The organism is Phaeobacter sp. QD34_24, assembly GCF_028890115.1.
Taxonomy (GTDB): Bacteria; Pseudomonadota; Alphaproteobacteria; order Rhodobacterales; family Rhodobacteraceae; genus Phycobacter.
The window spans coordinates 167883-191369 of record NZ_JARCJD010000003.1; the positions used below are offsets into that span (position 1 = coordinate 167883).

Below are 23487 nucleotides of genomic sequence, written 5' to 3' on the forward strand. Positions count from 1 at the left end.
GCCCGCGCGGGGGGCTAAACCTGCCTGAAACCCTGACAAAGCCCGAAAAGGGATCCCGCACATGGCGACGCTGAACGACATCCGATCCACATTCCTGAACTACTTTGCCAAGCAGGGCCACGAGATCGTGTCCTCCAGCCCGCTGGTGCCGCGCAACGATCCCACCCTGATGTTCACCAACTCAGGCATGGTTCAGTTCAAGAACCTCTTCACCGGGCTGGAGCACCGCGACTACAAACGCGCCACCACAGCGCAGAAATGCGTGCGGGCCGGCGGCAAGCACAATGACCTCGACAATGTTGGTTATACCGCGCGCCACCATACCTTCTTTGAAATGCTGGGGAACTTCTCCTTTGGCGATTACTTCAAGACCGAAGCGATCCCCTTTGCCTGGGAGTTGATCACCAAGGAATTCGGCATCGACAAGAGCCGTCTTCTGACCACTGTCTATCACACCGATGACGAGGCATTCGAGATCTGGAAGAAGGTCGGCGTGCCCGAGGATCGGATCATCCGCATCGATACCTCCGACAACTTCTGGCAGATGGGGCCGACCGGCCCCTGCGGCCCCTGCACCGAGATCTTCTATGATCACGGCGATCACATCTGGGGTGGCCCTCCGGGCAGCGCCGATGAGGACGGTGACCGCTTCATCGAGATCTGGAACGTCGTTTTCATGCAGAACGAACAGTTCGAAGACGGCTCAATGAAGGCGCTGGACATGCAGTCCATCGACACCGGCATGGGATTGGAACGGATCGGCGCACTGCTGCAGGGCAGCCATGACAACTATGATACGGATCTGTTCAAGGCGCTGATCGAGGCCTCGGCGGATGTGACCAACGTCGATCCCTACGGCGATCAGAACGTCCATCACCGGGTGATCGCCGACCATCTGCGCTCCACCTCCTTCCTGATTGCCGATGGCGTGATGCCCTCAAACGACGGCCGTGGCTACGTGCTGCGCCGCATCATGCGCCGCGCCATGCGCCATGCGCATCTTCTGGGGGCCAAGGATCCGGTGATGCACCAGCTGGTGCCCGCGCTGGTCCAACAGATGGGCGCGGCCTATCCCGAACTTGGCCGCGCGCAGGCGCTGATCCAGGAAACGCTGCATCTGGAAGAAAACCGCTTCAAACAGACCCTGGATCGCGGCCTCAAGCTGCTGGATGAGGAGCTGGCGGATCTGGACGAGGGTGCAGCTCTGCCAGGGGCCGCAGCTTTCAAACTCTATGACACCTACGGCTTCCCGTTGGATCTGACCCAGGACGCCCTGCGCGAAAAGGGCCGCGAGGTGGATACCGACGGCTTTGATGCCGCCATGGCAGAGCAAAAGGCCAAGGCACGCGCGGCCTGGTCCGGCTCGGGCGAAAGTGCCGACAGCACCCTGTGGTTCGATATCGCCGATGAGCACGGCACGAGCGAGTTCCTGGGCTATGAAACCGAGAGCGCCGAAGGCCAGATCGTTGCCATCGTCAAGGATGGCGCCATCGTGCGCGAGGCGGGTAAGGGCGATACGGTTCAGGTGGTTCTGAACCAGACCCCGTTTTACGCCGAATCCGGTGGCCAGGTCGGCGACAGTGGCGAAATCCGTGTCGAAGGCGGGCGCCTGCGCGTCACCGATACCAAGAAGGCTGCCGATGTCTTCATCCACTTTGCCGAAGTTGTTGACGGCATCGTGACGGTGAATGCGCCGGCCCAGCTGGAAGTGGATCATTCCCGCCGCAGTGCCATCCGTGCCAACCACTCGGCCACGCACCTCTTGCACGAGGCCCTGCGCGAAGCACTTGGCGATCACGTGGCGCAGCGCGGGTCGCTCAATGCCGAAGATCGCCTGCGGTTCGACTTCAGCCACGGCAAGGCGCTGAGCGCCGAGGAACTCACCAAGGTCTCCGCCGATGTGAATGCCTTCATCCGGCAGAACACGCCGGTCGAGACCCGGATCATGACACCGGATGACGCTCGCGCCCTTGGTGCCCAGGCGCTGTTCGGGGAGAAGTATGGCGATGAGGTTCGTGTGGTCTCCATGGGCCGTGCCGCAACCGGCAAGGGCCACGACAAGGAAACTTACTCGATCGAGCTCTGCGGCGGCACCCATGTGAAGCAGACCGGCGATATCGGCACTTTCGTGATCCTTGGCGACAGCGCGTCCTCGGCCGGGGTGCGCCGGATCGAGGCGCTGACGGGCGCAGCGGCTTCTGAATACCTTGAGGCTGAGGCCGGGCGCATGGCCGAGGTTGCCGCCATGCTGAAGGCGCAGCCTGCCGATGTGATGGATCGCATCAAGGCTCTGATGGATGAGCGCAAGGCGCTGCAGAACGAAATCTCTCAGTTGAAACAGCAGGTTGCCATGGGTGGCGGCGCTGCGGGCGGCGTCGAGACCAAGGAAATCGGCGGCAAGACCTTCCTGGGCCAGGCGCTGGAAGGCGTTTCCGGTAAGGACCTGCGCGGTCTGATCGATGCGCATAAGCAGAAACTCGGCTCGGGCGTGATCCTGCTGATTGCCAACGATGATGGCAAGGTTGCTGTGGCGGCAGGCGTCACCGATGATCTGACCGGTCAGATCTCTGCCGTGGACGTCTTGAAGGCTGCCGTGCCCGCCTTGGGTGGCAAGGGCGGCGGCGGCCGTCCCGACATGGCGCAGGGCGGTGGCAAGGATTTCGCCGGGGCCGAAGCGGCTATCGCAGCGGCAGAAAAACTGTTGGAGGGATAATCATGGGCGCACTCTGGATTGCTCACGTCACGGTCACCGATGCGGAGGCCTATGGCAAATACGCCGAACTGGCGGGGCCTGCGATTGCCAAACATGGCGGTGAGTTCATCGCCCGTGGCGGCAAGTTCGTGCAGTTGGAAGGCAAGGAACGCCCGCGCAACGTGGTCGCGAAATTTCCCAGCGTTGAGGCAGCCGTGGACTGCTACAACAGCCCTGAATACCAGGAGGCACTGGATCACGCCCGTGGTGCATCCGAGCGCGAGCTGATGGTGGTCGAGACCTCCGAGTAACGCGCCGGTCACAAGATGCAGAATGAAAAAGAGCGCGGGGGCAGCCTCGCGCTCTTTTTCGTTTTTTTAGTATGGGTTGCGGGGGTTTCTGTCCTCCGACAGGCTGTTTTGACGCCGCTCCACCAGCAGCTCGATCGCGTCCGCCAGATGGACCTCCTGGATGTTGTAGTCGCCCCGCGCGACGCGCAGTTTGTGGGCTTCGATCATCACATCCGCATGGGTGCAGCCGACGGGCGGTTCGAACTTGTAGCAGGCCAGCTCGATCAGCAGCCCCATGGGATCCTTGAAATAAATCGAATCCATGAAGCCCCGGTCCTTGTTGCCGGAATGACCGATCCCACGTTCCGTCAGGCGGTTTTCGATCTGGGAAAAGGTCGCCTTGCTGACGTTGAAGGCCAGGTGATGCACGCAGCCGGGTTCTGTGGGCGTGCGGCGCCGGTCGGGGCTGCGGGTCTCATTGGTGAAGACGGTGATCAGCCGCCCGTCGCCCGGATCGAAGTAAAGGTGGCCTTCGTCCGGGTTGTCCAGATTAGGCTGGTCAAACACAAAGGGCATGCCCAAAAGCCCTTCCCAGAAATCGATGGATGTCTGCCTGTCGGCACCGGTCAGCGTGATGTGATGAACGCCCTGAACCTGGATCTTGCGCATGCCGTGTCTCCTTTCGTTTGAAGGAGACCCTAACATGGATGTGCAATAGAAAAAGGCCGCCCCGGGGGGCGGCCTCGTGAATGTGATGATCCGTCAGGATCAGCCATTTGCCTTCGACATCCGCTTGCGCTCGTGCGGGTCGAGGTAGCGCTTGCGCAGGCGGATCGAGTTCGGCGTCACTTCCACCAGCTCGTCGTCGTTGATATAGGCGATTGCTTCTTCCAGCGACAGCGTCACCGGCGTGGTCAGGCGCACGGCTTCGTCGGTGCCGGAGGCACGCACGTTGGTCAGCTTCTTGCCCTTCAGCGGGTTCACTTCCAGGTCGTTGTCGCGGGAATGCTCACCGATGATCATGCCGGTATAGACATCGACCTGGGCGCCGATGAACATCTTGCCGCGATCTTCGAGGTTCCACAGGGCGTAGGCCACGGATTGGCCGTTCTCCATCGAGATCAGAACACCGGCGCGGCGGCCCGGGATCGGACCCTTGTGCGGTGCCCAGCCGTGGAAGACGCGGTTCAGTACGCCGGTGCCGCGAGTATCGGTCAGGAATTCGCCGTGATAGCCGATGAGACCGCGCGAGGGCACATGGGCAATGATCCGGGTCTTGCCGGCACCGGCCGGTTTCATCTCGACCAGCTCACCCTTGCGGGCACCGGTCAGCTTCTCGATCACGGCGCCAGAGTATTCGTCATCCACGTCGATGGTGGCTTCCTCGATGGGCTCCATCTTCTGGCCGTCTTCTTCGCGCATGATCACCTGCGGGCGGGAGATCGACAGCTCGAATCCCTCGCGGCGCATGTTCTCGATCAACACGCCCATCTGCAGTTCGCCACGGCCCGAGACCTCGAAGGCCTCACCGCCGGGGGTGTCGGCGATCTTGATGGCGACGTTGCTTTCGGCCTCTTTCATCAGGCGGTCACGGATCACGCGCGACTGCACCTTCTTGCCGTCACGGCCTGCCAGCGGGCTGTCGTTGATGCCGAAGGTCACGGTGATGGTCGGCGGATCGATGGGCTGGGCATCCAGCGGCTCATCCACGGCGAGGGCACAGATGGTATCGGCCACGGTGGCCTTGGCCATGCCCGCGATGGAAACGATGTCGCCCGCCTGGGCTTCGTCGATGTCCTGCTGGGCCAGGCCACGGAAGGCCTGGATGCGGGTGACGCGGAATTGTTCGATCTTCTGGCCCACGCGGGTCAGGGCCTGCACGGTGGCGCCCACCTTCAAGGTGCCGGATTCGACGCGGCCGGTCAGCAGGCGCCCGACGAAGGGGTCAGAGCCCAGGGTGGTGGCCAGCATGCGGAAATCTTCGCCCTGACGCTTGATCTGGGCAGGCTCGGGCACGTGGTTCACGATCAGATTGAACAGCGCGTGCAGGTCCTTGCGGGGGCCGTCCAGTTCGGCGTCGGCCCAGCCATTGCGGCCCGAGGCATACATATGCGGGAAGTCGAGCTGATCCTCGGTCGCATCGAGCGAGGCAAAGAGGTCGAAACATTCGTCCAGCGCGCGGTCAGGCTCGGCGTCGGGCTTGTCCACCTTGTTCAGCACCACGATGGGGCGCAGACCCAGGGCCAGCGCCTTGGAGGTCACGAATTTGGTCTGCGGCATCGGGCCTTCGGCGGCATCCACCAGCAGGACAACACCGTCGACCATCGACAGGATCCGCTCCACCTCGCCGCCGAAATCGGCGTGGCCGGGGGTGTCGACGATATTGATCCGGGTGCCTTTCCATTCGACCGAGGTCGGTTTGGCAAAGATGGTGATGCCCCGTTCGCGTTCCAGATCGTTGCTGTCCATGGCGCGTTCCGCCACAGCCTGGTTTTCGCGGAAGGCGCCGGATTGTTTGAGCAGCTCGTCCACCAGGGTCGTTTTCCCGTGGTCCACGTGTGCAATGATCGCAATGTTGCGCAGGTCCATGACGTCAGCCTTTGTAAGGAAGTTGCGCAGCGCTTAGCCCGATACTGGCAGGAAGGCCAGCAAAAATCGGCCTTCCCGGTGCAATCGGCGCTGCAATGCAGCGCCCCCCTGCTTTTGGGGGGCTCAGTGGCCGGAGGATTTCGAGTAAAGATGAATGACCATAATGCCGATCAGGATCAGCGCCATGCCCAGAACGGCAGGCAGATCCAGTCTTTGTCCGAAGACCACGAGGCCAATCACGGCGATAAGCACGATGCCAAGGCCCGACCAGATCGCATAGACGATGCCGACCGGCATGACCTTGAGGGTAAGGCCCAGCATGTAAAAGGAAAACCCATAGGCCACCAGCACGATGAGCGAGGGCACCAACCGGCTGAACTGCTGGCTGGCCTGCAGCGCCGTGGTGCCAATGGTCTCTGCAGCGACGGCAACGATCAGGTAGATATAGTGAAGCTGCATTCTGAGCCTCCGGGTTGCAAAGGGATGACGTGGAATATCTCGTGATGTTTGCCTAGCCGAGTAGCAAGGCATCGACCAGCGCGAAATGTGAGCGGCCGCGCCCAAGGCCCGGTGAAATACCTGTGGCGATCGCCGACAACAGGCGAAAGGCGGGGCGCTCGTCTCTGCGTAAAGAGGTTTTTCTTCGCCTGCGTACAAGTTTAGCGAAATCGGTAACCGAATATGAACAGCTCATGACGTATGACACCATTGAAAGGGTCGGTCATGCGTCAGGTGTTTTTTGGAATGATCGCATTTGTTGCGGTCGGGCTATCGCCGCTCCTGGTTCTGGCCAGCCCCCAGGACCTGCGGGTCGGAGAGCCAGTCCTGGTGGTCTCGGCTCCTTGGACCGTTGCAGCCGCAGAGGTCATTTCCCGCAGCGGATTGCGGGAGATATCCCCGGAACGGGCACCTTTTGGCGCGCTGACGGTCCTGAATGATACCGCAGATGCGCTGCGGCTGAAATCAAATGGCGCCTGGTTGGTGCTGGATGGAAAGATGATCGCGCAGATCTGCGCGGGATAGTTGTGTAAAGCGAGAGGACGCAGTGGCATGCGGACACTGAAGGAAAAACTGTCAAAATCCGATGGACCCACCATCATTCAGGGGGCCGGGCGACAATTTCAACGATTGACCAGTATGGCTCTGGTGCCGGTTCCGGCGCTGGTGGCATATTTTGTCGATGGGGCGGTGTCCTGGTGGATGATTGCGGCGCTGAGCGCGGTTCTTGGGGTGCTCTCCTTTGCCTCCAAGCAGCTTCCGGAGAGCTCTCGGGATTACATCATCGCCTTCTGCCTGATCGGGCACAGCGTGCTGTTCACGACGGCCTTCAGCGGCCATCCATGGCAGCTGGACAGCCATATGCTGTTCTTTGCCTTGCTGGCGGTTGTCGCCACGCTGCACAACATGGGGGCGGTGCTGTTCGCCACCGCTTTGATCGCGGTGCATCACCTGTCTTTCAGCCTGTTGATGCCCAGCCTGGTCTATCCCGGCGGCGGTGTGATCGAGAGCCTGTCGCGGACCGTGATGCATGCGGTGATCGTGCTGGTCGAGGCGGGCATTCTGCTTCTCAGCATCTATCAGCGCAAACAGGCTGATCTGGCGCTGGAAGCGCAGCAGGAGGCGCTGCAGCAAGAGGCGGCCAAGGCCGAAGAGGCGCAGGAAGAAGCCATGCGCAGCAAGCGGGACACGGAAATGATCGTGCATGTGTTCGACACCAGCCTGCAGACCATGGCCTCCGGCAACCTCAGCAGCCGTATCACCAGCGACTTCCCGCAGGAATACGAAACGATGCGCACAAATTTCAACGCGCTTGCCGATAGCCTGAATGCAGGTCTGGGCACCGCCATGTCGATCTCCGGAGAGTTCCGCGAAAACGCACAGTCGGTTTCGGAAGCGGTACAAAGCCTGTCGGCACGGACCGAATCCCAGGCGGCTACCCTGACCGAAACCACCTCGGCCCTGCAAGAATTGAGCGAATCCGTGAAGAAAAGCGCAACCGATTCCAACAAGGCCGCCGAGAACGCCCGCGGTGCCTACAATGGTGCGGTTGAAAATGGCGATCTGATGAGCGCTGCAGTGGAGGCGATGGGCCATATCGAGAAATCCTCCAACGAGATTTCGACCATCATCAACGTCATCGAGGACATCTCGTTCCAGACCAACCTCTTGGCGCTGAACGCCGGGGTCGAAGCGGCCCGGGCCGGTGAAAGCGGTCGTGGCTTTGCCGTGGTGGCCGCCGAGGTGCGCGCGCTGGCGCAGCGCACTGCGGATGCGGCCAACGAGGTGAAGTCCCTGATCGGCACCAGCGCGGTGCAGGTGAAAGAGGGATCGCAGCTGGTGAACCGTGCCGGTGGCGCGCTGCAGGACATCGTGGCGCAGGTTTCCGAGACCAGCAAGCTGATCGAGGAAATCTCCGGAACCTCCGCCGATCAGGCCTCGGCCCTGTCGGAAATGGCAACCGCGCTCAGCACGCTGGATGGGGCGACCCAGACCAATGCGGCCATGGTCGAGGAAATGACCGCCATGAGCATGACCATGGACAGCAAGGCACGCGAACTGGCAGGCACCCTGTCTCAGTTCCAGCTGGACGGTCAGGGCTCTTCCGACGGGTTCGGCCATGAGGATGGCGACCATCTCCGGCTGGCGGGGTGATCCGGACCCGAAGCGAGACTTGACTTCTCCGGCAGAGGCGGCGCGACAGGCGGCGCCTCTTTTCGTTTGGGCCGGGTTCGGTGTTCGGGGTGGGGGAGTCAGATGCGCCCGGCGGTTTCAAACCAGGGCAGCACGTGGCCGCGCACATGGGTCCAGACATCGGCGGCACCGCGCGCAATCTTGACACCCACACGCTGTTCAAGCTGGCCGAAGTTCACGTCATATTCCACCCAGGTCCCCCCGCCGTTCAACAGGTTCAGAAACAGCGGCTGCACGCGGTCGATGGACTTGGCAAAGATGGCATCCGGGCTGGCGGCCTCTTCGAACTCCGTCCACAGGGCGTGGAAGTCCCCGGCTTGCGGTTGCGGCAGCAGGTGAAACAGACGCCGGGCGGCAGCGGCTTCCCGGTCGGCCAGCGCGGCAAGGGTGGCAGGATCCTGCGTGCCATGAATGGGCGTGTCGCCTGCGTCGATTTCCACGAGATCATGCAGGAGCAGCATACGCATGACCCGCGACAGATCGATATCATGCGAGGCATGTTCGGCAAGGATCCAGCCGTGCAGCATGATATGCCAACTGTGTTCGGCTGAATTCTCCCGGCGGCTGCCATCGCCCAGCCGCGATGCCCGCAGCACCTGCTTGAGCGCATCCGCTTCGTTCAGAAACCCAAGCCTTTGCGTGAAGCTCGGGCAACTCTCGCTCCCGGCCTGTCCCAGCAGGCTCTGGGCATGGTGGTAGGCTTTCGGAAATCCCGTCTTCAAGCCGGTCGCGCGGCCGGTTTCCAGGTTGTCGCGGACAATGTCGAGGTGGAACTCCGGCACCTGCCGACAGTGCAGCGTCTGAAAGATCGGCTGGCAATGATCCAGATGTTTGGCAAAGCGGGCATCAAGTGTTTCGCCGGCCTCAAACTCCCGCCACAGGTCCAGTAGCGCGGTGCCCTGATCGCTTGGCAGCAGGGCAAACAGCCGTCTGGCTGCGGTGTCTTCGGCTGCCGTGACGGCCTTCCAGTCGACATCACCTGCAATCGGGTGGTCGCCGACATCGATCTCGACCAGATCGTGCAGCAGAAGCATCTGGATGACCCGGTCGACATTCACGGCCGGATCGGCGAGCGGCGCCAGGGTCAAGGCATAGAGCGCCAAGTGCCAGCTGTGTTCGGCTGAATTCTCCGGGCGCGATCCATCCAGGATCAGGTTTTGCCGTTCGATCCGGCGCAGCTTTTCGGCCTCGCGTAGAAAGGCAAACTGGGCGTCCAGCCGTGCGCTCACTGACCGCCGCCCGTTGTGGAGTGCCGGGCTTCGGCCTCGGCCTGGAGGGCCGCGATCTTCTGGTTCAGGAAATCGCGCGCCTTGCGTTCTGCCAGGCGCACGCGCACCTCTGTCAGATAGGCCTCTTCCAGCGATTGAGACGCTGCGCCAAGCACCTGACCGACTTCGACATAAAGCCTGTCCTCGTCGATCGCATCCTGGATCTTGAGGGTGTCGATGGCCAGTTTCTGCGCCAGCGTCTCGATCGTGCTCATCAGCGGGTGTTCTCGGTCAGGCGGCGCTTGACGTAGTCGTTCACATTGCCGATCAGCGTGTCCATATGCGGTTCCTGGAAGAAGTGATCCGCACCTTCCACCTCGGTATGGGTGATGGTGATGCCCTTTTGTTCATGCAGCTTGTTCACCAGGTTGACCGTATCGGCGGGCGGTGCCACGCGGTCGGCGGTGCCGTTGATGATCAGCCCCGAAGAGGGGCAGGGCGCCAGGAAGGAGAAATCATACATGTTGGCAGGCGGCGCCACCGAGATGAAGCCGGTGATTTCCGGACGCCGCATCAGCAGCTGCATGCCGATCCAGGCGCCAAAGGAAAAGCCCGCGACCCAGCAATGCTTGGAGTTGTTGTTCATCGACTGCAGGTAATCCAGCGCCGAGGCTGCATCGGACAGCTCTCCGACGCCCTGATCATATTCGCCCTGGCTGCGGCCGACCCCACGGAAGTTGAACCGCAAAACGGTAAAGCCCATGTTGTAAAAGGCGTAGTGCAGGTTATAGACAACCTTGTTGTTCATCGTGCCGCCGAACTGCGGATGAGGATGAAGGACGATCGCGATCGGGGCGTCTTTTTCTTTCTGCGGGTGATAGCGGCCTTCCAGGCGGCCTTCGGGTCCGGGAAAAATGACCTCGGGCATGTGCGGTTCGTTCCTACTCTTATTCCGTGGGAGCCGGATCGGGAAACTTGACGAATTCCCTTGGGCACCTTAGAACTGTTCTAATTGCTGCGGTGGCCTGTGCCACGCGCGCTGTCCAGCCCAGATATGCGTTGCAGCTGTCAAGGTCAATGTTTTCGCCGTTTTCGCGGCCAATTGGGGTAAAAGAAGATGAAGCTATCGACCAAGGGGCGATACGCCATGGTGGCCCTAGCGGATATTGCCTTGCAGCCAGAGGGTTCGCTGGTGGTGCTGAGCGATATTTCCAAGCGTCAGGATATCTCGCTGCCCTATCTTGAACAGCTGTTTGTCAAGCTGCGCCGGGCCGAGCTGGTGTCTTCGGTGCGCGGGCCGGGTGGGGGCTATCGCCTTGCCAAGCCGACCTCGGAAATCCGGGTGGTCGATGTGCTGTCGGCGGTGGATGAGACCGTGGATGCCATGCACAAGGGGGCAGGCGCTTCCGGTGCCGCCTCGGGCTCAAGGGCGCAATCGCTGACCAATCGCTTGTGGCAGAGCCTCAGCGCGCAGGTCTATGTATTCCTGCATCAGACGCGGCTGTCGGATGTGATCGCAAACGAGCTGGCGCCCTGTCCGGCGGTGCCGAATCTGTTTGCGGTGGTGGACGCCGAAGGGGACCAGCGGGCAGAGGCGTGACGCCCTGCCCAGGTGCACGGCCACGGGCTGCAGCGGGTATTTCTAGTGATCGATGGGAAAACATGAGTCTATGAAACGGGTTTATCTGGATCATAACGCGACCACTCCGCTGCGCGCCGAGGCGCGGGAGGCGATGATCGCGGCGATGGATCTTTGTGGCAATCCGTCCTCTGTCCATGCAGAGGGGCGCGCGGCAAAATCCCTGATCGAACGCAGCCGGGCACAGATCGCCGAAGCCTTTGGGGCCGATGGCGCCGATATCGTCTTTACCTCCGGCTCGACCGAGGGGGCCTCGCTTGCGTTGGCGGGGCGCGACCTGCATGGCGCTGCGGTTGAGCATGATGCGGTAAGGGCCTGGATCAAAGATGATCTTTCCGTTTCGGCCGATGGGGAGGTATCGGTTTCTGAGCCTGGGCAAACAACCCTGCAACTGGCCAATTCCGAAACCGGCGTGGTGCAAAGCCTGCCAGAGGGGCTGGCGGTCACCGATGCGACGCAGGGATTTGGCAAGCTGCCGGTGGCCTTCAACTGGCTGGGCGCCGAAATGGCGCTGATCTCGGCGCATAAGCTGGGTGGCCCCAAGGGCTGCGGGGCGGTCGTTCTGAAGCGCGGCACCGATCTGGCGGCGCAGATCAAGGGCGGCGGGCAGGAAATGGGCCGCCGCTCCGGCACCGAAAATGTCATTGGCATTGCCGGATTCGCGGCGGCGGCCACGGCGGCGCAGCGGGATTTGGCGGATGGAAAATGGGACCGGGTCGCAGAACTTAGAAATATTCTAGAAAATGCGCTTGCAGCCGGCGCTCCGGAAACTATTTTTGTCGGGAAGGACGCGAACCGCCTGCCCAATACCTCTTGTTTTGCCACGCCGGGCTGGAAGGGCGAAACGCAGGTGATGCAGATGGACCTGGCTGGATTTGCCATCAGTGCAGGCAGCGCCTGTTCCAGCGGCAAGGTGCGCGCCAGCGCGGTGCTGACCGCAATGGGATATGACGAGACAACCGCCCAGGGCGCCATTCGCGTGTCGCTGGGGCTGGAGACAACCGAAGACGATGTGCTGCGCTTTGCCGAGGCGTGGCTGCAAAAACACGAGAAACATCGCGCCCGCGCGGCGTGACTGCAGGAGAAGATCATGGCCGCTTTGGACCAGACCCAAGTCAAGGAAGGTGTTGACCAGGAAACCGTGGATGCGGTGGCGGAGGTCAGTACATATAAATACGGCTGGGAAACCGATATCGAGATGGAATATGCCCCCAAGGGCGTGAACCCGGATATCGTTCGGCTGATCTCGGAAAAGAACGAAGAGCCGGAATGGATGACCGAATGGCGTCTGGCCGCATTCGAACGCTGGCAGCAGATGGAAGAGCCCAACTGGGCCATGGTCAGCTATCCCAAGATCGACTTCCAGGATCAGTATTACTATGCCCGCCCCAAATCGATGGAGGTGAAGCCGAAATCCCTGGATGAGGTCGACCCCAAGCTGCTGGCGACATACGAGAAGCTGGGTATCCCCCTGAAAGAGCAGATGATTCTGGCAGGCGTCGAGGGTGCTGAGAACGCCCCCGTCGAAGGCCGCAAGGTGGCCGTGGATGCGGTCTTCGACTCCGTTTCCGTCGGCACCACCTTCCAGAAGGAACTGCAGGAAGCAGGCGTCATCTTCTGTTCCATCTCTGAAGCAATCCGCGAACACCCCGAACTCGTGAAGAAATACCTGGGCTCGGTTGTGCCGGTCTCCGACAACTTCTATGCCACGCTGAACTCCGCCGTGTTCTCTGACGGCTCCTTTGTCTACGTGCCGCCCGGCGTGCGCTGCCCGATGGAGCTCAGCACCTATTTCCGCATCAATGCGGAGAACACCGGCCAGTTCGAACGCACCCTGATCATTGCCGATAAAGGAAGCTACGTCAGCTACTTGGAGGGCTGTACGGCTCCGCAGCGCGATGTCGCGCAGCTGCATGCCGCCGTGGTCGAAATCATCATCGAAGAAGACGCGGAGGTGAAATACTCCACCGTGCAAAACTGGTATCCGGGCGATGAGGAAGGCAAGGGCGGCATCTATAACTTCGTCACCAAACGTGCCGATTGCCGTGGCGACCGTGCCAAGGTGATGTGGACCCAGGTTGAAACAGGCTCTGCCGTAACCTGGAAATACCCGTCCTGCATCCTGCGCGGCGAGGAAAGCCAGGGTGAGTTCTACTCGATCGCCATCGCCAACAACATGCAGCAGGCCGATACCGGCACCAAGATGGTGCATCTGGGCAAGAACACCAAGTCCCGCATCGTCTCCAAGGGGATCTCGGCTGGCAAGGCGCAGAACACCTATCGCGGGCTGGTGTCGATGCACCCAAAGGCGAAGAATTCGCGCAACTACACCCAGTGCGACAGTCTGCTGATCGGTGACAAATGCGGCGCCCATACGGTGCCTTACATCGAAGTGAAGAACAATTCCTCGCGGGTTGAGCATGAGGCAACCACATCCAAGGTGGACGACGATCAGCTGTTCTACTGCCGCCAGCGCGGCATGGACGAGGAAGAGGCGGTCGCCCTGGTGGTGAACGGCTTCTGTAAGGACGTGTTGCAGGCCCTGCCGATGGAATTCGCCATGGAGGCGCAGCAGCTGGTTGCGATCTCGCTTGAAGGCTCCGTGGGCTAATCGCCTGACTGATGCCGCGTGTCTCCACAGCCAGTGGAGGCACCCGGCAAGTGTAATAATTTTCCGGGAGCGCCCGGCTTGGAACAACGGGACACAGGCTGTCCCAATAAGATTGAAACGAGGAAATCATGCTGGAAATCAAAAACCTGCACGTGAAACTTGAAGAAGAGGACAAGCAGATCCTCAAAGGTGTGGATCTCACGGTTGAGGCCGGCAAGGTGCATGCGATCATGGGACCGAACGGGTCGGGCAAATCGACCCTCTCCTATGTCCTCTCTGGTAAGGACGGCTATGAGGTGACCGATGGCACCGCGACCCTGGATGGTGAGGATCTCTTGGATCTGGAGCCGGAAGAGCGCGCCGCCGCTGGCATGTTCCTCGCCTTCCAATACCCGGTGGAAATCCCCGGCGTTGGCAACATGACCTTCCTGCGCACCGCCGTGAACGCACAGCGCAAGGCCCGTGGCGAAGAGGAACTGTCGGCTGCTGACTTCCTGAAAGTGGTGCGTGCCAAGGCCAAGACCCTGAAGATCGACGCCGACATGCTGAAGCGCCCCGTCAATGTCGGCTTCTCGGGCGGCGAGAAAAAGCGCAACGAAATCCTCCAGATGGCCATGCTGGAGCCGAAGATGTGCATCCTGGACGAGACCGACTCGGGCCTGGACGTGGACGCAATGAAACTGGTGGCCGAAGGCGTCAACGCCCTGCGCGACGAAGGCCGCGGTTTCCTGGTGATCACCCACTACCAGCGCCTGTTGGACCACATCAAACCGGACGTGGTGCACATCATGGCCAACGGTCGCATCGTGAAAACCGGCGGCCCCGAGCTGGCGCTTGAGGTGGAAAACAACGGCTATGCCGACATCCTGGCCGAGGTGGCGTAAATGGCGCTTCCGGAGGTAAAGCAAACCGCGACCGACGCGCGGCTGGCCGCGCTGACCCTGCCCACGGGCGGCTGTCTTGAGGATGCGCGCCGGGCGGCCTTGTCGCGCGTGCAGACCCTGGGCCTGCCGGGGCGGCGGGACGAGTATTGGAAATACACCCGCCCCGATACGCTGACCCAGGTTGAGGCACCGAAGGCTGCAATCTTTGACACCGACGAAGCACCGATGTTCGACGAATTCGACCGTCTGAAGGTGGTCTTTGTGGATGGTGTCTTTGCGCCGGAAGAGTCCGACGATCTGTCCCTCGAAGGGGTCACCATCGAGCGGATCTCTGATATCTGCGACAAGGATATCCATTGGGCCAAGGACTTGTATGGCGTTCTTGAAGCGCGCGGTCAGTCCCCTGTGGCGCGTCCGCTGGCGGCACTCAACACCGCTTTTGCCCAGGATGGGCTGGCGATCCATGTGACCGGCAAACCGTCGAAGCCGATCAACATGATCTACCGTCATTCCGATGAGGGCTCCGATGCCATTCTGCACCATGTGATCCGTGTGGACGCAGGGGCAGAGGCAACCATTCTGGAAAATGGTCCGGCGGCGTCGCGCTTCAACAAATGCATGGAGATCGACATTGCCGACACCGGCAAGCTGCATCTGGTGCGGGCGCAGGGGCGCGACCATGAGCGCCGCGCGGCGACGCATCTGTTTGCGCGCCTTGGCACAGAGTCCGAGTTCAAAAGCTTCACCCTGACGGTGAATGGGGTTCTGACCCGCAACGAGGCGGTGATCGAGCTGACCGGCGATGATGCGATTGCCCATATCGCGGGCGCCTGTGCTGGCGATGGTGACTTCCACCATGATGATACGGTCTTTGTCACACATGATGCGGTGAACTGCGAAAGCCGTCAGGTCTTCAAGAAGGTGCTGCGCAATGGCGCCACCGGCGTTTTCCAGGGCAAGATCCTGGTGAAGGAAGGCGCGCAAAAGACTGACGGGTATCAGATTTCCCAGTCTCTGCTGCTGGATGATGACAGCCAGTTCCTGGCCAAGCCGGAACTGGAAATCTACGCCGATGACGTGGCCTGCTCGCATGGCTCCACCTCTGGTGCGATCGACGAGGATGCGCTGTTCTACCTGCGCTCGCGCGGGGTGCCGGAAGGCGATGCGACCGATCTTCTGACCCTGGCCTTCCTTGCTGAAGCGGTGGAAGAGATCGAGGATGAAGAGATCGCTGCCGCCATCGTCACGCGCCTTGAAGGCTGGCTGGCCCGGCGTCGCTGATGGCGGTGACCACCGATATCGTGGCGACCTACAGGGGGCCGCGCCTGGTGATTGCGCGGCTCCTGTCGATGGGGCCGCGCGAGGATCGCCTGCTGGCCTTCCTGATGTTCGGCTGTGCGATCGCCTTTATCGCGCAGATGCCGCGCCTGTCGCGTGAGGCGCATCTGACCGGCCAGGAGCTGAACATGCTGCTGGGTGGTGCGCTTTTGGGGCTGATCTTCATCGCGCCGCTGGCGCTATATGTTCTGTCCTGGGGTACACACCTGCTAGCGCGGCTGTTTGGCGGAAGCGGAGAGTCCTACCGGGCGCGGCTGGTCCTGTTCTGGACGCTTCTGGCCTCCAGCCCGCTGTTGCTGTTGCACGGATTGGTGGCCGGTTTCATCGGTCCGGGTCCTGCGCTCACCAGTGTCGGGATTCTCTGGCTTGCGGTTGTCCTGTGGTTCTGGTTGTCCGGCATGGTCGCGGCCTACTGGGCGCGCATATGAACAGCGTGCTAAGCCTTGGCCTGTTGACACTGCGCAGCCCGGCCCAGGCCGCGCATCTGTTGCTGTCGCGCGCCTGGCCGCGAGAGGCGATCTGGACCGGGCTTTTCCTGGCTGCGGTTCTGAATGCGCTCGCTTACGGGATAATGACCGTCCTGTTTCCGCTGCCGCCGGAATTCGCGATGCTGCGCTTGTCCTCGGTGACCTATGTGGCGCTGTCGGCGGGGCTTATCCTGGGCGTGTCCGTTGCCGTTACGGTTTGCGGGCGGTTCATTGGCGGGAAGGGTGCCTTTGCCGATCTCCTTGCTGTGATGATCTGGTTGCAGATCGTGCGCGTCGGCATTCAGGCGGGCTTGATCCTGGTCACGATCCTGTCACCGGGGCTGGGCGGCCTGTTCAGCCTTGTTGTGAACCTGTACCTGTTTTTTGTGCTGCTCCATTTCGTGAACGCCGCACATCGTTTCAACTCGCTTTGGCGTGCCTTTGGGGTGCTTTTGATGGCAAGCCTTCTGGCCCTCTTTACACTGACATTTGTTTTGGGTCTCTTTGGCCCGGAAAACCTGGGACTGCCCGCATATGTATGATGTCGAAAAGATCCGCTCCGAATTCCCGATCCTGTCGCGGCAGGTGAACGGCAAGCCGCTGACCTATCTGGACAATGGCGCTTCGGCGCAAAAGCCTGCGGTGGTGATTGACGCCATCACACGCGTCTACTCCGAGGAATATGCAAATGTTCACAGGGGCTTGCACTATCTTTCGAACCTTGCGACCGAGAAGTATGAATCTGTGCGGGGCGTGATCGGGCGGTTTCTGAACGCGGGCGACGAAGACACGATTGTCCTGAATTCGGGCACCACCGAGGGGATCAACCTGGTGGCCTATAGCTGGGCCATGCCGCGGTTCGAACCGGGGGACGAAATCGTGCTCTCGGTGATGGAGCACCACGCCAATATCGTACCCTGGCATTTCCTGCGCGAACGGCAGGGGGCGGTGCTGAAATGGGTGGAGACGGCGCCCGATGGCAGCCTTGATCCGCAGGCGGTGATCGATGCCATCGGCCCCAAGACCAAGCTGGTTGCAGTCACCCAATGTTCCAACGTTCTGGGGACGATTGTTGATGTAAAGGCAATCACCAGGGGGGCGCATGCCAAGGGGGTGCCGGTGCTGGTGGATGGCTCGCAAGGTGCGGTGCATATGCCGGTGGATGTGCAGGATATCGGCTGCGATTTCTACGCCATTACCGGCCACAAGCTATATGGCCCCTCGGGATCGGGCGCGATCTATATCAAACCTGAACGCATGGCCGAGATGCGCCCCTTCATTGGTGGCGGTGACATGATCAAGGAAGTCACGCGCGACACGGTGATCTACAATGATCCGCCGATGAAATTCGAAGCCGGAACGCCGGGGATCGTGCAGACCATCGGTCTTGGCGTGGCGCTGGAATACATGATGGATATCGGCATGGAGAATATCGCCGCGCATGAGCGCAGCCTGTGCCAATATGCGATGGAGCGTTTCAAGGGGCTGAACTGGCTCAACATTCAAGGTCACGCCCCGGATCGTGCGGCGATCTTCAGCTTCACCATGAACAGTGCCGCCCATGCCCATGATATTTCGACCATTCTTGACAAGAAAGGCGTCGCGGTGCGGGCGGGTCAGCACTGTGCCGCCCCGTTGATGGATCATCTTGGTGTGGCCGCAACCTGCCGGGCGTCCTTTGGCCTCTACAACACCAAGGAAGAGGTCGACACGCTGATCGACGCATTGGAACTGGCCCACGAGCTGTTTGCCTGAGGCCAGTTCCGCCTTCTGTCAGGCGGGCACCGCACGATCGGTGCCAAGCAGATCCATGCGCGGCATCAGATCCAGCAGGTGACGCGAATAGTCATGGGTTGGCGCCTCGAACAGGGTCTCGGCCTCGGCAATCTCGCAGATCTGGCCGTGGCGCATAACGGCGATACGGTCGCACATCTGACGGATCACCGGCAGATCGTGGCTGATGAAGATCATCGTGAGCCCCAGTTCTTCCTGCAAGTCCTTCAAAAGGTTTAGGATTGTTGCCTGAACCGAGACATCCAGCGCCGATGTCGGCTCGTCGCAGATCAGGATGCGCGGCCGAGAGGCTAGCGCGCGGGCAATCGAAATCCGCTGCCGCTGACCGCCCGAGAATTCATGCGGATACTTCAACCCTGCTGCCGCGCCGAGGCCCACGTGATCCAAAAGGTCACTGACCACTTGGCGTGTTTCGCTTTCACTGCCCGTCAGGCGATGATAGCGGATCGGCTCTGCCACGATGTCCATCACCCGCATCCGCGCATTGAGCGAGGAATAGGGGTCCTGGAAAATCATCTGCAAGGCGCGGCGTGCCTGCCGGGCCGTGGCGCTGGCGGGGCGGGTGCTGACATCCTCGCCAAAGACTCGGATCTGCCCGGAATCCGGCTGGTACAGCCCCGCGATCATCCGCGCGATGGTGGATTTTCCTGATCCGGATTCGCCAACGATCCCAAAGGTTTCGCCTGCAGCCACCGAAAACGTGGCATCATCCACCGCCTGCAACATACGCCGATTGCGTTTGAGCAGTGACTTTTGCAGCACGAAGGAGAGGTTGAGGTTGTCGACCTCAACGGCTGCCTTTGCCTGGCGGTCACTGCGGGCCTGGCCCAGCCAGTGGTTCTGCACGTCGATACGGCTAAAGGGCTTGGCGTCGCCTTCGATGTAATCGACCGAGGTAAAGCGCTCCAGCTTGCGATCCGCGCGGGGCACGGCGGCAATCAGCGACTTGGTATATTCGTGATTGGGGGCGCCGAGGATCTGCGCCACATCGCCGGTTTCCACCACTTCACCGCGGTACATCACCACCACGCGATCCGCGATATTTGCAATAACGCCAATGTCATGGGTGACAATTATGACCCCGAGGTTTCGCTCACGGCATAGGCGTTTCAAGAGATCCAGGATCTGCGCCTGGATCGAAACATCCAGCGCCGTGGTCGGTTCATCCGCGATGATCAGATCGGGGTCACCAGCCAGCGCCAAGGCAATCACCACCCTTTGGCGCATGCCGCCCGAGAATTGGTGCGGATAGGCCTTGAGCCGCGCCTTGGCCTCGGTGATACCAACCTGAGCCAGCAGTTCTTCGGCACGGGCTTCGGCATCTGCACCTGTCAGGCCAGTGGTTTTTTCAATGGTTTCAACCAGCTGCGCGCCGATGGTCATCAGCGGGTTGAGCGAGGTCTGCGGATCCTGAAAGATCATACCGATCCGGTCGCCCCGGATCGTGCGCATCTCATCCTCGTCACGCCCGCGCAGCTCTTCGCCCTGGAACAGGATCGAGCCGCCGGCAACGCGTCCCGGCGTTTCCAAAAGGTCGATGATGGCATTGCCGATGGTGGATTTCCCGGCCCCGGATTCGCCGACCAGACCGACAACTTCGCCCGGGTTCACGGTCAGCGACACATTGCGCGCCGCCTTGACGGTTCCGCGACGGGTGGGGAACTCGACATCGAGCCCTTCGATTTTCAACAGTTCAGTCATCGTAGCTTCGGATTGAGGGCATCCCGCATCCAGTCTCCCAGCAGGTTTACTGCGAAGACCAGGACAACAAGTGCGATTGCAGGGAAGAAGGTGATCCACCAGAGGCCGGAGAACAGGTATTCATTGCCCACCCGGATCAGCGTGCCAAGCGACGGGGTGGTTGGCGGAATGCCCTGGCCGAGGAAGGACAGGGTTGCCTCGGAAATGATCGCCAGCGCAAGGCCGATGGTGGCAATCACCAGGACGGGGCGCAATGTGTTGGGGAAGATGTGGCGGATCATGATCAGCCAGCGGGGCAGGCCGATGATACGTGCGGCCTGCACATATTCCTTGTTCGCCTCCACCAGCGTGGCTCCGCGCGCCACACGGGCAAACTGCGGCCAGTCGGTCAGGCCAATGGCGACGATCACCACGTAGATGGCAAAGTCATCCCGCAGCTCCAGAGGTAGAACTGCACGGCCTATGCCATTGATCAGAATCGCCAAAAGAATTCCGGGAATAGTCAGCTGAACATCCGCGATGCGCATGATGATGGCATCGGTCATGCCGCCGACATAGCCGGAGACGACCCCAAGCGTAACGCCCAGAACCATGCCAAGGCACACCGCAGCAAGGCCGACGATAATCGACAGCCGCCCACCGTACAGGATGGTCGACAGCATGTCGCGGCCCTGGTTGTCGGTGCCCAAGAGGTACTGGGGCTGCCCGCCCTCGACCCAGGCCGGGGGAAGCTTGCCATCCCAGAGCGAGATCTGGGCCGGATCGAACGGATCAAACGGCGCAAGCACTGGAGCAAAGACGCAGGCCAAGATCATCAGGAGGGTGACCACGGCTGCGATCACCGCTCCGGGTGAATGGAAAAAGGACCAGACGATGTCATTGTCCTTGAAGCGTTCCCAGCGCGTGGCCGGGCGGTCGGTTGGAAGGCTCATCAGGACCCCAGGCGAATTCGAGGATCGACGACGAAATAGAGGATATCGACGATCAGATTGATCAGAACAAAGAGCAGCGCGACAAAGACCAGATAGGCGGCCATGATCGGAACATCCACGAAATCAACGGCCTGGATGAACATCAACCCGGTGCCGGGCCATTGGAACACGGTTTCGGTGATCACGGAAAAGGCAATCAGCCCGCCGATGTTGAGACCAATGATGGTGATCACCGGCACCAGCGTGTTGCGTAGGGCGTGGCGGAAGTTGATCGCGCGTTCGGCCAGGCCGCGGGCGCGGGCGAATTTGATGAAATCGGTGCGCATCACCTCCATCATCTCGGCCCGCACCAGACGCAGGATCAGCGTCAGCTGGAACAGCGACAGGGTGATCGCGGGCAAAAGGATGGCCCGCCAGCCGTCGACGGTCAGCAGCGAGGTTTTCCACCAACCCAGATCAACCGTGCCGCTGCGCCCTGAGGACGGCAGCCAGCGCAGGTGCACCGCAAAGACATAGATCAGCGCGATACCGATGATGAAGGTCGGCAGGCTCACCCCGATGAGAGAGGTGGACAGGATCACCCGGCTGACCCAGGATTTGCGCCGGATCCCGGTATAGACGCCCAGTGTAATACCAACGGCCAAGGCTATGATTGCGCTGACAAAAACCAGTTCAAGCGTGGCGGGAAGGCGTTCCAGGATCAGCTCGTCCACCGGGCGCTTGATCCGGTAGCTGAGGCCGAAATCGCCGCTCAGGATATTGCCCATGAAGCGGGTGTACTGGGTCAGGATCGGATCATCCAATCCCAGTTGCTGGCGGATTTCGATCCGCTGTTCACGTGTCGCGTCCTGGCCAACCATGTTGTTGACCGGATCGCCGACGAAGTTGAACAAGGAAAAACTGATGGCCGAAACCACAGCCATGACAAGCAATGACTGGGCCAGACGTTTGAGAATGAAAGTGGTCATTGATCCCCCAGAGCATCTGGGGCGGACAGGATGCCCGCCCCAAGGCTCAAGTTACTTCATCACGGCAAAGCGCGGGCGGAAGGCGTCATCCGCCGAGATCGGGATTTCGACCTTGTCGGAGATGCCCCAGGCCAGAACCTGGTGATGGATCGGAACGTAAGGAATGTCGGCCTTCACCAGATCCCAGGCCTCACCGATCAGCGCGGTGCGCTTGTCGATGTCGATCTCGGTGGTGATGGCGCTGGTGATCTCGTTCACGCGGGCATTGTTGTAGCCGGTTGCGTTCCAGGATCCTTTGCCGTCCAAGAGGTAGGAGAAGACATAGTGGCTGTCCAGCGTCGGCACGCCCCAACCCAGCATGTAGAAATCGGATTCACGCTTCTGGATCTTCGGGAAGTGCTGCGCCTTCGGGATCGCGTCCAGGTTCACCTTGACGCCAACCTTGGCCAGCATGGCAACCGCGGCCTGACAGATCTTCTCGTCGTTGTTGTAGCGGTTGTTCGGGCAGTCAAGCTGGATCGAGAACCCATCGGGATAGCCCGCTTCGACCAGCAGCGATTTCGCCTTTTCGGGATCAAACCCGTAGGAGGCATCGTTGTCAGGCGTGTTGCCCAGAACACCCGGCGGGGTGATCATGCCGGTCGGGAAGGAGAGCCCCTCCATCACCACGCGCTGGATTGCGGCCTTGTCGATCGCCAGGTTAAAGGCTTCGCGTACCCGCTTGTCCTTGAACGGATTTCCTTCGACGTTGGAGCTGCGCAGCTGGTCCACGCCCTGATCCATGCCAAAGAAGATCGAACGGATCTGCGCCACGGTGGAGACACCCAGACCGTCGGCTGCCTCGATCCGTTTCAGATCCTGCAGCGGCGGGTCCAGAACAAAGTCGACTTCACCCGACAGAAGCGCGGCAACGCGGGTGGCGGCGTTTGCAATCGGGCGGTATTCGATCTTGTCGATATTGCCGGGGAACAGGCCTTCGCCCCACCAGTCGCCATTGCGGGCCAGCACCGTCAACTCATCGGGCGCGCGGCTCACCAGGGTGAAGGGACCGGTGCCATTGGCATTGCGCACCGCATAGGTTTCTTCCTTGGCCTTGAAGTCCTGCGGGGCGGTCACGTTGTTCGCCTCGGCCCAGCCCTTGTCCATCATGTAGATGGAGGTCAGCTGGTTGGGCAGGATCGGGTTCGGCCCGTCGGTGGTCAGCTTGACGGTGTAATCGTCAATCACCTCGACCGCGGTCACGTTCTTGGCCTGCTCCTTGTAGTCGGAGGCCTCGTGCTTGGCGCGCTCGAAGGAAAACACCACGTCCTCGGCGGTGAAATCCGCACCATCATGGAACTTGACGCCCTGGCGCAGCTTGAAGGTCCAGCCATCGGCTCCGGCTTCCCAGCTTTCGGCCAGTTCCGGCTGCAGGTTCATCGCCGCATCGCGGGTGACGAGCGATTCATAGATCTGACCGTTCATTGCGATGGTCGGGCCTTCGTTCTGCGAATGGGGATCCATGGTCAGGGCGTCGCCCTGGCTGGTCCAACGCAGGACGTTTTCCGCCAGCGCCGGGCTGGCAGCGGCCATCGCCAGCAGCGAGACCGTAAACATTTTTTTGAAGTGCATTATTTTCTCCCTGTTTAAAAACAAGCTCCCGACCTGTCCCGGTGGTGAGCTCAGACATTGGAACGTGACGCT

At 61.0% G+C, this 23487-nt stretch carries 22 protein-coding genes; 12 read left to right on the forward strand and 10 right to left on the reverse strand.

Going from position 1 to position 23487, the window contains the following annotated elements; all coding sequences use genetic code 11:
• Positions 1–61 precede the first annotated feature (61 nt).
• On the forward strand, positions 62–2713 hold the full coding sequence (gene alaS / locus PXK07_RS03635; protein ID WP_274846827.1) for an alanine--tRNA ligase: 2652 nt from the start codon (positions 62–64) through the stop codon (positions 2711–2713).
• Positions 2714–2715: 2 nt separating this feature from the next.
• Complete coding sequence (locus PXK07_RS03640) at positions 2716–3003, forward strand: DUF1330 domain-containing protein (protein ID WP_274846828.1); 288 nt, start codon at positions 2716–2718, stop codon at positions 3001–3003.
• Positions 3004–3069: 66 nt separating this feature from the next.
• Here the strand turns inward: PXK07_RS03640 and PXK07_RS03645 are convergent, their stop codons facing one another.
• The 3 genes from PXK07_RS03645 to PXK07_RS03655 all read right to left on the reverse strand — a co-directional run bounded on the left by PXK07_RS03645 (position 3070) and on the right by PXK07_RS03655 (position 6030).
• Positions 3070–3651 (reverse strand): VOC family protein, encoded by a 582-nt coding sequence (locus PXK07_RS03645; protein ID WP_274846829.1) that lies wholly within the window; start codon positions 3649–3651, stop codon positions 3070–3072.
• Between the two features lie 99 nt (positions 3652–3750).
• The gene (gene typA / locus PXK07_RS03650) at positions 3751–5571 is read right to left on the reverse strand and encodes a translational GTPase TypA (RefSeq protein WP_274846830.1); all 1821 of its coding nucleotides are present in this window, start codon (positions 5569–5571) and stop codon (positions 3751–3753) included.
• 123 nt (positions 5572–5694) lie between these two features.
• Positions 5695–6030, reverse strand: a complete 336-nt coding sequence (locus PXK07_RS03655) for a DMT family transporter (RefSeq protein ID WP_274846831.1) — start codon at positions 6028–6030, stop codon at positions 5695–5697.
• Positions 6031–6315: 285 nt separating this feature from the next.
• Here PXK07_RS03655 and PXK07_RS03660 point away from each other — a divergent pair, with 285 nt between their 5' ends.
• Both PXK07_RS03660 and PXK07_RS03665 read left to right on the forward strand, forming a co-directional pair.
• Positions 6316–6594 (forward strand): hypothetical protein, encoded by a 279-nt coding sequence (locus tag PXK07_RS03660; RefSeq protein WP_274846832.1) that lies wholly within the window; start codon positions 6316–6318, stop codon positions 6592–6594.
• Between the two features lie 27 nt (positions 6595–6621).
• A complete protein-coding gene (locus tag PXK07_RS03665; RefSeq protein ID WP_274846833.1) occupies positions 6622–8223 on the forward strand; it encodes a methyl-accepting chemotaxis protein in 1602 nt (533 codons plus the stop codon).
• 98 nt (positions 8224–8321) lie between these two features.
• Here the strand turns inward: PXK07_RS03665 and PXK07_RS03670 are convergent, their stop codons facing one another.
• The 3 genes from PXK07_RS03670 to PXK07_RS03680 are packed head-to-tail and all read right to left on the reverse strand — an operon-like array spanning position 8322 to position 10398.
• Positions 8322–9491, reverse strand: a complete 1170-nt coding sequence (locus PXK07_RS03670; RefSeq protein ID WP_274846834.1) for an HD domain-containing protein — start codon at positions 9489–9491, stop codon at positions 8322–8324.
• A complete protein-coding gene (locus PXK07_RS03675; protein WP_274846835.1) occupies positions 9488–9745 on the reverse strand; it encodes a hypothetical protein in 258 nt (85 codons plus the stop codon). Before PXK07_RS03675 ends, PXK07_RS03670 begins: the two co-directional genes overlap by 4 nt.
• Entirely contained in the window at positions 9745–10398 is a 654-nt protein-coding gene (locus PXK07_RS03680; protein WP_274846836.1) for an alpha/beta hydrolase, read from the reverse strand. Before PXK07_RS03680 ends, PXK07_RS03675 begins: the two co-directional genes overlap by 1 nt.
• 189 nt (positions 10399–10587) lie before the next feature.
• On the opposite strand from PXK07_RS03680, the gene PXK07_RS03685 reads away from it, so the two are divergent.
• The 8 genes from PXK07_RS03685 to PXK07_RS03720 all read left to right on the forward strand — a co-directional run bounded on the left by PXK07_RS03685 (position 10588) and on the right by PXK07_RS03720 (position 18164).
• The gene (locus tag PXK07_RS03685) at positions 10588–11070 is read left to right on the forward strand and encodes an Rrf2 family transcriptional regulator (RefSeq protein WP_274846837.1); all 483 of its coding nucleotides are present in this window, start codon (positions 10588–10590) and stop codon (positions 11068–11070) included.
• Positions 11071–11140: 70 nt separating this feature from the next.
• Positions 11141–12184: a cysteine desulfurase family protein gene (locus PXK07_RS03690; RefSeq protein ID WP_274846838.1), complete on the forward strand. Its 1044-nt coding sequence runs from the start codon at positions 11141–11143 to the stop codon at positions 12182–12184.
• A gap of 15 nt (positions 12185–12199) precedes the next feature.
• Entirely contained in the window at positions 12200–13720 is a 1521-nt protein-coding gene (sufB, locus tag PXK07_RS03695; RefSeq protein WP_274846839.1) for a Fe-S cluster assembly protein SufB, read from the forward strand.
• Between the two features lie 128 nt (positions 13721–13848).
• Positions 13849–14604, forward strand: a complete 756-nt coding sequence (sufC, locus tag PXK07_RS03700) for a Fe-S cluster assembly ATPase SufC (protein ID WP_274846840.1) — start codon at positions 13849–13851, stop codon at positions 14602–14604.
• On the forward strand, positions 14605–15885 hold the full coding sequence (locus PXK07_RS03705) for a SufB/SufD family protein (RefSeq protein ID WP_274846841.1): 1281 nt from the start codon (positions 14605–14607) through the stop codon (positions 15883–15885).
• Positions 15885–16370 (forward strand): YIP1 family protein, encoded by a 486-nt coding sequence (locus PXK07_RS03710; RefSeq protein WP_274846842.1) that lies wholly within the window; start codon positions 15885–15887, stop codon positions 16368–16370. The genes PXK07_RS03705 and PXK07_RS03710 overlap by 1 nt, the downstream gene beginning before the upstream one ends.
• The gene (locus PXK07_RS03715) at positions 16367–16951 is read left to right on the forward strand and encodes a YIP1 family protein (RefSeq protein ID WP_274846843.1); all 585 of its coding nucleotides are present in this window, start codon (positions 16367–16369) and stop codon (positions 16949–16951) included. Before PXK07_RS03710 ends, PXK07_RS03715 begins: the two co-directional genes overlap by 4 nt.
• The gene (locus tag PXK07_RS03720) at positions 16944–18164 is read left to right on the forward strand and encodes a cysteine desulfurase (protein ID WP_274846844.1); all 1221 of its coding nucleotides are present in this window, start codon (positions 16944–16946) and stop codon (positions 18162–18164) included. The genes PXK07_RS03715 and PXK07_RS03720 overlap by 8 nt, the downstream gene beginning before the upstream one ends.
• Before the next feature lie 18 nt (positions 18165–18182).
• Here PXK07_RS03720 and PXK07_RS03725 read toward each other — a convergent pair whose 3' ends face one another.
• The 4 genes from PXK07_RS03725 to PXK07_RS03740 are packed head-to-tail and all read right to left on the reverse strand — an operon-like array spanning position 18183 to position 23415.
• Positions 18183–19904 carry an ABC transporter ATP-binding protein gene (locus tag PXK07_RS03725; RefSeq protein WP_274846845.1) on the reverse strand — a complete coding sequence of 574 codons (1722 nt, stop codon included), beginning with the start codon at positions 19902–19904 and terminating at the stop codon, positions 18183–18185.
• Positions 19901–20836 carry an ABC transporter permease gene (locus PXK07_RS03730; RefSeq protein ID WP_274846846.1) on the reverse strand — a complete coding sequence of 312 codons (936 nt, stop codon included), beginning with the start codon at positions 20834–20836 and terminating at the stop codon, positions 19901–19903. The genes PXK07_RS03725 and PXK07_RS03730 overlap by 4 nt, the downstream gene beginning before the upstream one ends.
• On the reverse strand, positions 20836–21804 hold the full coding sequence (locus tag PXK07_RS03735; RefSeq protein WP_274846847.1) for an ABC transporter permease: 969 nt from the start codon (positions 21802–21804) through the stop codon (positions 20836–20838). The genes PXK07_RS03730 and PXK07_RS03735 overlap by 1 nt, the downstream gene beginning before the upstream one ends.
• 51 nt (positions 21805–21855) lie before the next feature.
• Positions 21856–23415 (reverse strand): ABC transporter substrate-binding protein, encoded by a 1560-nt coding sequence (locus PXK07_RS03740; protein ID WP_274846848.1) that lies wholly within the window; start codon positions 23413–23415, stop codon positions 21856–21858.
• Between the last annotated feature and the right edge of the window lie 72 nt (positions 23416–23487).